We start from the raw sequence: 12,648 nt of genomic DNA, 5'->3' as shown, positions 1-12,648 counted from the left end.
CGGAGGTTATTTGAGCTGGTTCAGCCAGGCGTTGGATTCGAACCACTTCTTGTAGAGACGGTCGTAGCTGCCATCGCCCTTGATCTGGCGCAGGTAGTTGTTGAACCAGTTGAGGGTGTCCTGATCCCCTTTGCGGATGGCCCAGGCCAGCGGTTCGAAGGTGAACGGCTTGTCGAGGTGCACCACGGCGCCCTGATTCTGGGAGGCAAAAATAGCGTTGTAGGGCAGGTCATAGACGAACGCATCGACCTTGCCGTTGATCACTTCCAGCTTGGCGTCATCCTGTGTTTCAAACTGCAGCAGGGTGGCTTTGGGGATCAGGCGCTTGACTGCCTGCTCGCCGGTGGTGCCGAGCTTGACCGCGATCTTGTATTTCGGGTCGTTGAGGTCGGTGAAGGATTTGATTTCGCCCGCCTTCTCTTTGCGCAGGACTATGGTCTGGCCGACCACGATGTAAGGATCGGCAAAGTTGACCCGCAGGTTGCGCTGGGGAGTGACGGTCATGCCGCCCATGATGACGTCGAACTTGTTGGTCAGCAGCGCCGGAATGATGCCATCCCAGGCGGTGTTGACGAATTCGACCTTCACGCCCATCTCTTTGGCGACCATCTTGGCGAGATCCACGTCAAAGCCGATGTATTGGCCCTGCTTGTTGGTCATCTCGAAGGGTTGATAGCCGGCATCGAAGCCGACTCGCAGCACGCCGCGTTCGAGCACGGCATCCAGGGTGGAGGTGGGGGCAGGGGTCGGGGCCGCCGTGGCGATCCCGCAAAACAGCAGGGTAGAAAGAATCAGTTTTTTGATCATAAGTGACGTCTCTGTCGGTGGTGTGTTCGGCCTTGAACCTGATCCCGTGCGACTCCGTGGCACAAGAGACTGCTGCATCCGGCAACAGGCAAGACAGGATGAATGTCTTGAGCGGGACAAAAGCCCCATATGAGATGCTATGAATAGTGGTTGAGTGAAAAATGTACCAAAAACAGATTGTGTCAGAAGACTCAACAGGTTAGAGACATTTATTGCTCATGGCTTCATTCATAAAATCACACGAAAACAACATATCTATCTAATGGGGTGGGTTCAAGCCCAAATTATCCCCAAGACATTTTGTTACAAAGTCAGGGCGCCGCTTGCGACTCTCATTGAGTTGCTGGGCTCCGTAAGAGGCTTTTTATGGGGTTAATACGAATACGCATTGGCGGGATATCACACGCATTGCTCTGTTTGTCAGCAAACGAACGGGCTTTATTGTGAAAACCATCAAGTCGTACTGGGTCTTGGCAAACGCTTCTCATATACTCAGTTACCCTCTCTGCATGGCTTTGGTATGGACGCCTCACTACTGCTTAAGCTGGATATTTTTACCTTGATGATCATGGCCTTGTGTGGCTATTGTCTCGGTTTCCTCACTCTTACCATCATTCGCGTTACCCACAACGATATTCCCGGCGTCGGGGTTTGGTGGTGGTCCAGTCTGTTTGCCATGCTGGGTCAGGCGGGATTTGCCAGTCTGCTGTTGACACCCACCCCCTATGGCTCCTGGGTGGGCAATGTGTTCCTGATTTTTCATGTGTCGTTGCTGCTGGTCGCCCAACGCTGTTTCTTCCGTCAATCGCCGGGCTGGCCTGTCTGCTGGGGATTCATCCTGCTGTTTGCCGCCATCATGACCTGGTCGGTCGCCATCGATGGCCGGATTGCGGTACGGGTGATGATCAGCAGTGCCACCTTCCTCATGCTCAGTTCGCTCATCATCTGGCAGCTCTGGCGTCACGGCCGCCCTGATTATCAGGTGGCGGTATGGGTGCTGATTGGCCTCAATCTGGTGCTGATTGCCATGACCCTGATGCGGATATTTACCGTGTGGGGCGAGGTGATCGAAAGCCCGTTCCAGCGTCAGCTGTTCAACGTGTTGCCCTATGTCTCCATGCTGGTGGGTAGCTCCATGCTCACCTTCGGGGTGCTACTGCTCTGCAACCAGCACCGGGCGCTTGAGCTGCGCTATCAGGCCAGTCATGATCCGTTGACCGGCTTGTTCAATCGCCGTGGTTTTATGGAGCGTCTGGCCCGGGGACGCCCTGCACAGCAGGGGGCGCTGGCGGTGCTCGATCTGGATGACTTCAAGCAGATCAACGATCGGCATGGCCATGAGGTGGGGGATCGGGTGCTGGAGCGGGTCGGGTTGGCACTGCGCGAGCTGGAGGGAGTATTGGCCAGTCGCTTTGGGGGCGAGGAGTTTGTGCTGTTGTTTCGCCATGCCACCGCAGAGGAGGCGATTGCCCGTTGTCAGTCACTGCGGGTTCAGCTTGCGGCCTGCGAGGTAGAGGGGATCCATATCACCGTCAGCATGGGTATTGCTCACTGGCAGGGTGAGTGGCACTTTGACAGCCTGTTCAGCCGTGCGGATGACGCTCTCTATCGGGCCAAGCGGGAAGGAAAGAACCGGGTCTGTCAGGCTGCCTGATGCAGGAATAGGTTCAGGAATAAAATCAGGGCGCGGTGATCCGCGCCCTGATTGTTTCTGTTTGCCGGATATAGCTTGTCAGCTGCCACCCGCTACTCTGCATTCGTTTGAGGGGTTCTCGGTGCCTGCGCCTTGAGAAAGGGGAGCAGCAGCAGGGCCGAGATGCCCGCCGCCACCGAGATCACCACGAAAAAGCCGTTCCAGTGCCAGATCTCCATCACTTTGGCCAGCGGATAGCCCGACAGCGCCGCCCCCATGTAGGCAAAGAGGCCGACAAAGCCGGTGGCCGCCCCCGCCGAGTTTTTGTGGGAGCACTCCGCCGCCGCCATGCCGATCAGCATCTGCGGGCCAAATACGAAGAAGCCGATGGTAAAGAAGCAGGCCGCCTGCATCACATAGCTGAAGAAGGGCATCAGCCAGAGCGATCCCACCGCCAGCAGGATCCCCACCGCAAAGATGAGGTTCATCGGGCCACGGTTGCCGTTGAACAGCTTGTCCGATCCCCAGCCCGCCACCAGCGCACCGATAAAGCCCCCCACCTCGAACATGGAGATGGCCGAGTTGGCGCTCATCAGATTGAAGCCGCGCTGCTCGGTCATGTAGAGATTGCCCCAGTCATTGATGGCGGTGCGCACCACATAGACCAGCACGTAACAGCAGGCGAGCAGCCAGATATAGGGGTTGCCCAGCACATATTTGCGCAGGATCAGGCGATGGGAGAGCCCCGCATCCTGAGTCTGCTGGGCCAACTCCATGGCATCCTTGCGCCACTCGCCCACCGACGGCAACCCCATGGCGGCCGGGGTATCCCGCAGCCGCCAGCAGAGGAATAACCCCGCGATGATGGCGATAAGGCCGGGCACTATCATGCCGTAGCGCCAGCCATGTTGCAGGGCGATGGTGCTGACGATAAGGGGGATGAGCGCCCCGCCGACGTTGTGGGCAGTGTTCCAGGCCGACCACCAGACCCCGCGCTCGGTGCGCGAATACCAGCTGGTGAGCAGCTTGGAGCAGGGGGGCCAGCCCCAGCCCTGGAAGAAGGCGTTGGCGACCCAAAGGGCGGCAAACATCCAGAGTGCCGACGAGAGGCCGAACAGGATATTGATAACGCCGGTGGCCATCAGTCCGACACCCATAAAGTAGCGCGGGTTGGCGCGGTCACTGATGATGCCGGAGAAGAACTTGGAGCAGCCGTAGGTGATGTAGAACAGAGTCCAAAGCATGCCGATATCGGACTTGTCCAGCATGCCGCTTGCCAGCATGTCCGGCATGGCGAAGTTGAAGCTCTTGCGGGTGAAGTAGAAGACCGCGTAGCCCAGATACATGGTCAGCAGCAGGTGCAGCCGCCAGTGGCGATAGGTGGCATCGATCTCGGCCTGATCCCGGATAAGGGGCCGGGGCGGCGCGCTTCTCATAAAACTCAGCACAGGCAGGCCCTCTGGTGGTGATTAGCCATGACTCTCCTCCCGTCTGCGACTGGGCAGGTTGACCGTCAGTTGGGTGCCGTGGATGCAGGAGAGTTGCAGACTGCCCCCGAGCGCTTGTACCCGCTCGCGAATGCCGAGCAGGCCATAGCCCTGTTGCGGGCGGCTTTCCGGCAGACCGCGGCCATCATCTTCCAGCACCAGTTGCAACTGCTCGCCGCTGGTCCGGGCGCGAATGGTGACCGAGTGGGCGTTGGCATGTTTGACCACGTTGTTGAGCCCCTCCTGACAGACCCGAAACAGGGTGACCCGCTGGGCATCCGAGAGATCCCCATCCGCCAGCTGCCACTCCAGACGGGTGACGATTCCGTGACGTTCCAGCTCCAGCTCCCTCAGCAGTGCCCGTACCGCCTGTTCCAGAGTCATGTCGTCGAGCTGGCGCGGGCGCAGCCGCCCGAGCAGGCCGCGCACCGCGTCATAGATCCCGAGCGACAGTGTGTCGATCAGGGCGCTGCTCTGGCCCACCCCGGCATTATCGGGGGCGAGGCGGCGCACGATCCCTGCCTGGGTTCGAATGGCTGTGATGGTCTGGCCGATGTCGTCGTGCAGCTCGCGCGCCACCTCCTTGCGGATGCTCTCCTCGGTCTCCAGCAGCCGCTCGGTGAGTTGGCGATTATGGGCGAGCTGGCGGGTCAGCGCCTGATTGAGTTCGCGCTGGCGCTGGATCCCGGCGCCGAGCAGCAGGCCGGTGAGGCTCTGGGCCAGCAGGGATAGCAGCAGGTCGAGGGGGTGATCGTGCCAGGCCTGACTGGCCAGCAGGGCGATGGTGTTCATCAGGGTGGCGAGCAGCGCCCCCTGCCAGCCGTAGCGCCACGCCATGGCGATGATGGGGATGGCCAGACAAAACGGGGTGAAGCGTACCAGCGAGTTGGGCAATCCCAGTTGCAGCCAGAGGCTCAATACGAACAGCAGCAGATACCAGACCAGATGGCGAAAGCGCCACTCCACCGGCTGATCCACCAGCGCAGGCCCCAGCGGCACCCAGGTGGCGCGGGTGAGGTAGTGCCAGATCAGCATGCAGGTGGAGGTGAGGGTCAGACCGCCGGTCAGGCTGAGCAGCAGGGCCGAGAGGCCATCTTCCCCCGCCAGATGCCAGAGCAGGGCTTGCAGCAGCGCCGCCGCCGTGACGGTGGCGAGCAGCAGCAACAGTTGCTGCCAGTCGTTGCGCACCTGTTGGCGACGGGCAATCAGCAGCGGTAGCAGGGTCAGCAGACTGCCCGCGACCAGCCAAGGCCAGTGGGGCAGCCCCACCTCCAGATTGAGCCAGTAGAGCAGCAGTCCTTCGCACAGCAACAGCGGCGGCCAGTAGTGGCCGGGACTTTGCAGCAGCAACCCGAGGCGCAGGCCGAAGGGGAACAGCAGCACCGCCAGCGCCGGGCCACCCGCCAGATGCAGGCTGATGCTCCAGAGGCAAAACCAGCCAGCGGCAAAGATGAAGCAGGCCGCCAGCGCGATGGCGACATAGCTGGCAAAACGGGAGATCACCAGCTATCCAGCATGCGGTGGGCCAGCTCGACGTTGTTGCTGACCTTGAGCTTGTCCATCAGGTTGGCACGATGGACGTGAACCGTCTTGGGGGAGAGGCCGAGCTGCTCGGCGATGGCTTTCACCTCCAGCCCCTGGGCCAGCAACTGGGCAATCTCCCGCTCCCGATTGGTGAGGGGATCCCGGCTGCTGCTGGCCAGTTTCTGGGCGATGTCCGGCGTCAGATAACACCCCCCCTGGGCGGCGGTGCGCACGGCGGCGATCAGCTCGTCCGGGCTGCAGCGCTTGGAGAGAAATCCCTTGGCACCGGTTTGCAGCGCCTGCTCGATGAGGGCGGGGCTGTCGTGCACCGAGAGCATCACCACCGCAAGGCTGGAGGGGAGCTGCTTGAGCAGATCCAGTCCCGACTGGTCGGGCATCGAGATGTCGCAGACGCAGACTCGTGCCCCGCTGCCGGGCAGGCCGGCAAGGGCGTCGCTGGCGGAGCCGAATTCGGCGACCACCTGTAGGTCGGGCTCCAGATTGAGCAGTTGGGCAAAACCGGATCGGACGATCTGGTGATCGTCGATGAGGGCAATTTTTATCATGATGTCAGCCTGAAATTCGATGCGTCATGACCATGACGCGGCCAACAAGATACCTGCCCCCCGAGTCAGGCTCAAGCAGCAGCAGGAAAAGGGGCTAAAAACCGGGGGGCAAGGTGCGCAAAGCTTGATCGGGATCAGCTGGCAAGGGCGAGCAAGCGGGCTGATCAACAGGGGGATGACCAGCCCGGGGGACTCAGCGGTGCAGCTCGCCGGCGCGCTCTGGCTGATAGACCACTTCCAGAATTTCTACCTCGATGGTGCGACCGGCCGGGCCCGGCCAGGCGATGCTGTCGCCCACTTTCAGACCGAGCAGGGCGCTGCCCACCGGCGCCAGTACCGAGATGTTGCTCTCGTCGCCCTTGGCATCGCGCGGGTAGACCAGGGTCAGGCAGAACTCGTTGCCGCTGCTCTGCATCTTGAAGCGTACCTTGCTGTTCATGGTGACCACGTCCGGCGGCATGTCGGCCGGTTCGCGGATCTCGGCACGGTCCAGCTCCTCTTGCAGGGCCAGATGCTGCGGGTGGTTGCCAAGCAGTTGTTCGATACGATCCAGATCAAGGCTGGAGATAACCAGATGAGGTTGTTTCATAAGATATTCCTTATCAATAGCGGATAGGCCCATACCGGCGGGTGCAGGTTGGCCATCACGCAAAGTGTTACAAAAATGGATACAACAGGTTCAATCGATTGAAAATGCCATGCCCCCAAGCGGCTCGCGGCCGAAGGAGCGAGGCGGGGGCTCAGCAGGGTGTGAGCAAATGCGAGGAAATAGCGAGTATTTTCATGGGGCTACCATAACCATTCTGGCCAGCCTTGGCAACCGTGATTGAGTGACTACTCAGGAGCCTGATAGTTGTACTGACGGATGATCCGCGCCAATGTGCCATCATGGCGCATCTCGTCTATCACGGCTTGCCAGCGACGTCCCTCGGTGAAGGGGAACTCCTTGCTGGCGGCGACATAAAACTGGGTACGCATCAGAGTCTCCCCACGTACCAGCCGGTCGGTTGGCAAATCACCAAGGCGCTGGTTGTAGAGGATGGCGTTCCAGGCGGCCACCCAGGCATCAATACGGCCCCGATGCAATTTCTGGGCATTGAGCTTCTCGGTGGCCACGGTATCACTTTCAAGCTTAAGTCGTTGTCTGAGCAGATGCTGACCGAAGGAGTAGCGCAAGGTGCCGATCTGCAGCGGTGGGAGATCTGTCACTTTGAGGGGAGAAGGATGAAAGCGGCGATCGCTGACGATGACAAAATCGTCATCGAGTATCGGTGTTACCCAGTAGTAGAGGTGTTCCCGTTGAGTGCTGCGTACCGGCGGGATCAGCAGCACATCCTTGCGGTGGATAGCCTGAGTCAGGGCTCTGGCCAGTGGCATCAGCTCGATGGTGAGCGGTTCTTTAAGGCGTCGAGCAGCTTCTTCCATTATTTCGATACCCACCCCGCTGGGTTTACCATGGGAGGACTGAATGACGTAAGGGGGCAGCTCGGCCGCCACCAGCACAATAGCCTGTGCACCGGTGTTCACCAGCAATAACAGCAGGGTAAAAAAGGGCAGGCAGAGAGCGCGCATCAAGGTCGTGAGCCAGAGTCGAATATGCAGAGTGTAACATTCCTGCCTGCGTTGTCGTTGTGCCTGCTGAGGGGTTGGGATCTCAGTCGAAGAAATCCCGCAGATCGCGCACTTCGTAATCAGCGAGTTGCTGCCAGGGGAGCTGAGCAGGCAGCTTGCGCAGGGTCACCTCCATCCGGTAGCTGCGATAGCCGTCGAGACTGGCCGATTCGACTACCAGCGGGATCTGCCACTGACTCGACCAGAGAATGCGGGTTCGTTGCTGCCCTTCGCGCTTTTCATACCAGCGGGCCTGCTCGGGGGCGGCCTCATCCAGCGGGGTCATTCCCTCGATCAGCACCGGGTTGACAAGATGGCGGATCCGCGGCCAGTCGGGTTTGAAGGCCACCTGGCCATACTCTTCCACCGGCACTTCAACCAGCTGGTTGTGCCAGCTGTCGGCATAGCGCAGCTGAAGTTCACCCTCATCACTGCGGCTGACCCAGCGGGCCGCCATCTGGTGGGTAAAGTGCTTGTGGCCGGGGGTGGCGTCGTGAGTGGCGTGATAGGCACGGGCAAGGGGGAGGGGAATGAGCCGCTGGCTCCACACCTGATTGCCCACCCGCAGCCACTTCTCTTGCCAGATACTCTCTCTGGCGATGCCATCGCTGCCGGTGTTCCGGTCGTGATAGCTGATCCGGGCGGCGAGATCCGGGGGCGTGTCGTCAGCATGCAGGGGGAAGGCGAGGGTGCTGCCAAGCAGCCATAGCGAAAGCAAAAGTCGCATCATCATCTGTCGCTCGAAAGAGCCGGGGCCCGGGCTGCTGAGTCAATTGCTCAGATGCACCCGGGCCCCTGCTGCTTACAGGCCGAGCGCCTCCCGCAGTTTGCCAAACACCTTGGTGTTATCCAGTGTGCCTTTGAAGCGGTTGCTGCCAGCGCCATCGGCAAACAGCATCACATCGCCGCCGCCGTGGGTTTCCGATGTCAGCTTGACGCCGGTCTCCTGCAGGTAGTCATTGGCCATCACCTGATCGCTGGTGAGGACCGGGCGTACATCGGGGCGGTTGGGGCCGTTACCGAACACCAGGGTGGTGAAGGGCTTGCCATCCACGTCGTTCTGGGTCGAGCCGTCGCCATTTTTAACCAGATCCAGCACCGGATTGCCCTTGGCGGAGTAGCCGTTAATGGTCATGGTGTGGTCATGGTCGGCGGTGACCACGATCAGGGTATTGTTGAGGTCCACTTTACCCAGCGCCGTCTTGACCGCCTCATCCAGCGCTACCGCGTCGGTGAGCGAGCGCTTGGCATTGGTGCCGTGCAGGGCGTGATCGATACGGCCACCCTCTACCATCAGGAAATAACCCTGACTGTTCTGGCTCAGCAGGTCGATCGCCTTGGCGGTCATTTCGGAGAGGGACGGCTGGGTATTGGCAGCCCCTTTGGCGACCCGATCCAGCTCGTAGTCGAGGTGGGATTTGCTGCTGAACAGACCGAGCACCTTGCCACTGGTGACCTTGGCCAGTTCACTTTGGGTAGTGACATAGCTGTATCCCTGCGCCTTCATCTCGGCGGTCAGGTCGCGGTTGTCATTGCGACCGCCCTTGTTGCTGGCGCTGTAGGGGGTCCAGTGGTTGGCACCACCGCCCATCAGCACATCGACCCCATCCCCAAGCGCTTGGTTGAAACCAGTTCCTCCCGGAACAGCTTGTGCGGCGATGTCATAAGCGGCATCCCGATGGCAGATGTGGGCGTAGGTAGCCGCCGGGGTAGCGTGGGTCAGCTCGGTAGTGGTGACGGCCCCGACCGATTTGCCTGCCGCCTTGGCCAGCTCCAGGATGGTGGGCACCGGCTTGCCGTTATCGCTGCTGCAATTGTTGACGGTTTTGTTGCCATTGACGTCTTTGCCGGGGGCGACGGCTTTGGTGTCGCTGCTCATGGCGATCACCTCGTTGTTCATCTTGACCCCGGTGGTGTAGGCCGCCATGGAGGGGGCCGAGTCGGTGGTCTGGGCATCGTTGGAGAAGGTCTTGATGCGGGCACTGCGCGGCAGTTTCATCATCTCCAGATTGCCCTCTTCTCCCACCTTGAACAGGCGGGTGGCGGTGAGCACGGTGGGGCCCATGCCATCACCGATAAAGAGAATGACGTTTTTGGCATCACCGGCCTGTGCCTGGGAGGTTGCGCCCAGCGCACTGAACAGGGCGGCGCAGACCAGCGTGTGCTTGATGGATGTGTTCATCTGTTTGCTCATGAAAGTGCTCCTTACAGCTTGGCCGCAGCCTTGATCTTGCCGAACACGGCGGTGTTATCGAGTGAGCCATGGAAGCTGTCAGCCCCCTTGCCGATGGCGCCGAGGAAGACATCGGTGCCGCCGTGGGTCTCGTTGCCGATTTCGCCTACCTTGACCACCACTTCCTGGTGGTAGTCATTGGCGGAGACGGTGGCATCGTCGAGCGGGGCGACGCTGCTGCGCGGGCCATCCACCCGGTTGTAGCCGTTGCCAAAACCTATGATGGTGTAGGGCATGCCCTCGCTATCCTTGCTTGGCTCGCCAGTCTCGTAGTTCTTCACCAGCCCGAGTACGCCGGGGTTGTCGGCGGTGGTCTTGCCGGTGCGCTTGGCATAACCGTTGAGCACTAGCGTGTGGTCGTGATCGGCGGTAACCACGATCAGGGTGTTTTTCAGCTCGGGGTCGCTCTTTTTCACCTCGTCGATGGCAGCCTTGATGGCGTTGTCGAAGGCGATGGTGTCCTGCAGCGCCCGCTTGGCGTTGGTGTCGTGCAGGGCGTGGTCGATACGGCCCCCTTCCACCATCAGGAAGTAACCCTTCTCTTTGCCCTTGAGCTGCTTGATGGCGGCCAGGGTCATCTGGGCCAGTGACGGCTCGCTGGCAGGACGGTCCAGGTCATATTTCATGTGACTGGAGCCAAACAGTCCCAGCAGCGGCTTGCCCGCATCGGCCTTGTTCAGCTCATCCAGATTGCTGGCAAACTGGTAGCCCTTGGCCTGCATTTCGCTGATGAGGTTGCGGCCATCTTCCCGCTTGCCCTTGTCAGCTTTGGGCAGGAAGAAGCTGCTGCCGCCACCGAGCACCACATCCAGCCCCTCCTTGAGGGCGCTGTTGTAGCCTTTGCCGCCCGGTACCAGCTGGACGGCGATATCTGCCTCCAGATCCCGGTTGCAGATATGGGCATAGGTAGCCGCCGGGGTGGCGTGGGTCACCCGGGTGCTGGTTACCACGCCGGTACCGCGGCCATCGGCTTTGGCCAGCTCCAGCAGGGTGGTCACCGGCTTGCCGGCGCTCTTGCTGCAGTCGCTCTCATAGGTGGCGTCGCCGTCCATGCTGATGACGCCGTTGTTGCTCTTGACCCCGGTCATGTAGGCCGCCATGGAGGGGGCCGAGTCAGTGACCTGGGCATCGTGGGAGAAGGTCTTGATAAAGGCCGTCTCTGGCAGGGTATCGATGGTGAGATCACCCTCTTCGCCGACACCGTAGATGCGGGCTGCCGTCAGGGTGTTTAGGCCCATGCCGTCACCGAGGAAGAAGATGACGTTGGTGGGTTGGGCTGCGGGCTTGGTCGCCACCGTGTCATTGTCTGATTTGCAGCCGGCAGCCAGGGCGGCGCCGATCATCACTGCAAGTCCTGCCATTTTTCTCATTGGGGTTCGCTCCTTGTAAAACCTGAGCGCAGCCTAGAGGGGGCAGATGACACTTTTACTGACTATCGGTGACGGTTGTGTGAAAAAGTGATGAAAATGTTACACTATATCAATATGTTATCTATCAACTGAGCCAGTTGGTCCGGTCGCTTCCGGCAAGGTTACTCCGCCTCGGCGGTTTGCTGATTTGATGAGGTGATGGTTAGAATGACCTGTCAAAAGAGGCCCGCAGCAGGTAAAATGCGCCCCCTTCGTTCGATGCCCGCGGCAGAGCGCCTGTTGTTCCATGCGCGCGCCCGCAGCCCCCACAGAGAGTAACGGATATGTCCATCAACTGGTTCCCCGGTCACATGCACAAGGCCCGCAAAGAGATTGCCGAGGTCATGCCCCAGGTCGATGTGATCATCGAGATGCTCGATGCCCGCATCCCCTTCTCCAGCGAAAACCCGCTGGTGCCCGAGCTGCGTGGTGATACCCCGGTGATCAAGGTGCTGAACAAGGCGGACCTGGCCGATCCGGCGATCACCGATCTGTGGGTGGCGCACATGGAAAAAGAGAAGGGGATCAAGGCGCTGCCGCTGACGCAACAAGAGCCGGAGAAGATCAAGCAACTGCTGACCCTCTGCCACGAGATGCTGCCGGAGCGCAATTTTGAGCTGCGCGGCGTGCGGGCGATGATCATGGGGATCCCCAACGTGGGCAAGTCCACCCTGATCAATACCCTGGCGGGGCGCATCATCGCCCGTACCGGCAACGAGGCGGGGGTGACCAAGTCCCAGCAGCGGATCAAGCTGGATAACAACGTCATCCTGACCGATACCCCGGGTTTTCTCTGGCCCAAGCTCAACCCGCCCTCCTGTGGTTATCGTCTGGCCATCACAGCGGCGATTAAAGACACTGTGTTCGACTATGCCGATATCGCCATGTTTGCCGCCGATTACTTCATCAAGGCCTATCCGGAGCGGATCAAGGCGCGCTACCAGATTGACGAGTTGCCCGAGACCGAGATCGAGCTGCTGGAGATGATCGCCCGCCAGCGGGCGTTTATGCGCAAAGGGGGGCTGGCCGACCTGCACAAGGCGTCCGAGATCCTGATCAACGAGTTCCGCTCAGGTTTGCTTGGCCGCATCTCGCTGGAGACGCCGGAGATGGTGAGCGTCGAGATTGTCGAAGCCGCCGCAGAAGCCGAGCAAAAAGCCAAAGAGAAGGCCGAGCGGGAAGAGGAGCGTCAGGCCCGCGCCCGTCGCAAGTACGCCCGCAAGCGTCAGAAATAGTTATCCTCAGGCGTCCCGAGCTTGCCTGACAACGAGCGAGCTTGTGTGTAGACCGCAGCGATCGGCTGATCCGCCAACTGCTGACCCAGGCCCGTATCGACAACCAGCAGGGACTGGTACTGACCGAGCTGGAGATAGGCCAC

General features: G+C 60.4%; 11 protein-coding genes. 2 read left to right on the top strand and 9 right to left on the bottom strand.

Features of this window, described 5'->3' with window-relative positions; translation table 11 throughout:
• Positions 1–6: 6 nt before the first annotated feature.
• Entirely contained in the window at positions 7–807 is an 801-nt protein-coding gene (locus AB5Y71_RS00055; protein ID WP_005334079.1) for a transporter substrate-binding domain-containing protein, read from the bottom strand.
• A 520-nt stretch (positions 808–1,327) separates the two neighbouring features.
• Here AB5Y71_RS00055 and AB5Y71_RS00050 point away from each other — a divergent pair.
• Entirely contained in the window at positions 1,328–2,461 is a 1,134-nt protein-coding gene (locus tag AB5Y71_RS00050; protein ID WP_368170689.1) for a GGDEF domain-containing protein, read from the top strand.
• A 92-nt stretch (positions 2,462–2,553) separates the two neighbouring features.
• Here AB5Y71_RS00050 and AB5Y71_RS00045 read toward each other — a convergent pair whose 3' ends face one another.
• From AB5Y71_RS00045 to AB5Y71_RS00010, 8 genes are all read right to left on the bottom strand, one after another.
• Complete coding sequence (locus tag AB5Y71_RS00045) at positions 2,554–3,888, bottom strand: MFS transporter (RefSeq protein WP_368170688.1); 1,335 nt, start codon at positions 3,886–3,888, stop codon at positions 2,554–2,556.
• A gap of 21 nt (positions 3,889–3,909) precedes the next feature.
• Entirely contained in the window at positions 3,910–5,430 is a 1,521-nt protein-coding gene (gene uhpB, locus AB5Y71_RS00040) for a signal transduction histidine-protein kinase/phosphatase UhpB (protein WP_005334072.1), read from the bottom strand.
• Positions 5,427–6,017 (bottom strand): transcriptional regulator UhpA, encoded by a 591-nt coding sequence (gene uhpA / locus AB5Y71_RS00035; protein WP_368170687.1) that lies wholly within the window; start codon positions 6,015–6,017, stop codon positions 5,427–5,429. The genes uhpB and uhpA overlap by 4 nt, the downstream gene beginning before the upstream one ends.
• A gap of 193 nt (positions 6,018–6,210) precedes the next feature.
• Positions 6,211–6,606 (bottom strand): nucleoside diphosphate kinase regulator, encoded by a 396-nt coding sequence (gene rnk / locus AB5Y71_RS00030; protein WP_005334070.1) that lies wholly within the window; start codon positions 6,604–6,606, stop codon positions 6,211–6,213.
• Positions 6,607–6,851: 245 nt separating this feature from the next.
• Positions 6,852–7,589: an ABC transporter substrate-binding protein gene (locus AB5Y71_RS00025; protein WP_159158649.1), complete on the bottom strand. Its 738-nt coding sequence runs from the start codon at positions 7,587–7,589 to the stop codon at positions 6,852–6,854.
• Between the two features lie 82 nt (positions 7,590–7,671).
• Positions 7,672–8,358, bottom strand: a complete 687-nt coding sequence (locus AB5Y71_RS00020) for a hypothetical protein (RefSeq protein ID WP_368170704.1) — start codon at positions 8,356–8,358, stop codon at positions 7,672–7,674.
• A gap of 72 nt (positions 8,359–8,430) precedes the next feature.
• The gene (locus AB5Y71_RS00015; RefSeq protein ID WP_128836037.1) at positions 8,431–9,822 is read right to left on the bottom strand and encodes an alkaline phosphatase; all 1,392 of its coding nucleotides are present in this window, start codon (positions 9,820–9,822) and stop codon (positions 8,431–8,433) included.
• Between the two features lie 11 nt (positions 9,823–9,833).
• Positions 9,834–11,231, bottom strand: coding sequence for an alkaline phosphatase (locus AB5Y71_RS00010; protein ID WP_005334065.1), 1,398 nt, complete (start codon positions 11,229–11,231; stop codon positions 9,834–9,836).
• Positions 11,232–11,554: 323 nt separating this feature from the next.
• On the opposite strand from AB5Y71_RS00010, the gene ylqF reads away from it, so the two are divergent.
• Complete coding sequence (gene ylqF, locus AB5Y71_RS00005; RefSeq protein WP_005334061.1) at positions 11,555–12,505, top strand: ribosome biogenesis GTPase YlqF; 951 nt, start codon at positions 11,555–11,557, stop codon at positions 12,503–12,505.
• Positions 12,506–12,648: the final 143 nt, after the last annotated feature.

This window comes from Aeromonas sp. R9-2 (genome assembly GCF_040908025.1).
Classification (GTDB): domain Bacteria; phylum Pseudomonadota; class Gammaproteobacteria; order Enterobacterales; family Aeromonadaceae; genus Aeromonas; species Aeromonas veronii.
The sequence above is the reverse complement of the archived record's forward strand: the minus strand, read 5'-3'. Positions and strand labels throughout refer to the sequence as shown.

Excerpts from the sequence above, each read along its gene's own strand:
- AB5Y71_RS00055 (WP_005334079.1), bottom strand. The coding sequence starts at position 807 with ATGATCAAAAAACTGATTCTTTCTACCCTGCTGTTTTGCGGGATCGCC.
- AB5Y71_RS00050 (WP_368170689.1), top strand. The coding sequence starts at position 1,328 with ATGGACGCCTCACTACTGCTTAAGCTGGATATTTTTACCTTGATGATC.
- uhpA (WP_368170687.1), bottom strand. The coding sequence starts at position 6,017 with ATGATAAAAATTGCCCTCATCGACGATCACCAGATCGTCCGATCCGGT.
- rnk (WP_005334070.1), bottom strand. The coding sequence starts at position 6,606 with ATGAAACAACCTCATCTGGTTATCTCCAGCCTTGATCTGGATCGTATC.
- AB5Y71_RS00025 (WP_159158649.1), bottom strand. The coding sequence starts at position 7,589 with ATGCGCGCTCTCTGCCTGCCCTTTTTTACCCTGCTGTTATTGCTGGTG.
- AB5Y71_RS00020 (WP_368170704.1), bottom strand. The coding sequence starts at position 8,358 with ATGATGCGACTTTTGCTTTCGCTATGGCTGCTTGGCAGCACCCTCGCC.
- AB5Y71_RS00015 (WP_128836037.1), bottom strand. The coding sequence starts at position 9,822 with ATGAGCAAACAGATGAACACATCCATCAAGCACACGCTGGTCTGCGCC.
- AB5Y71_RS00010 (WP_005334065.1), bottom strand. The coding sequence starts at position 11,231 with ATGAGAAAAATGGCAGGACTTGCAGTGATGATCGGCGCCGCCCTGGCT.
- ylqF (WP_005334061.1), top strand. The coding sequence starts at position 11,555 with ATGTCCATCAACTGGTTCCCCGGTCACATGCACAAGGCCCGCAAAGAG.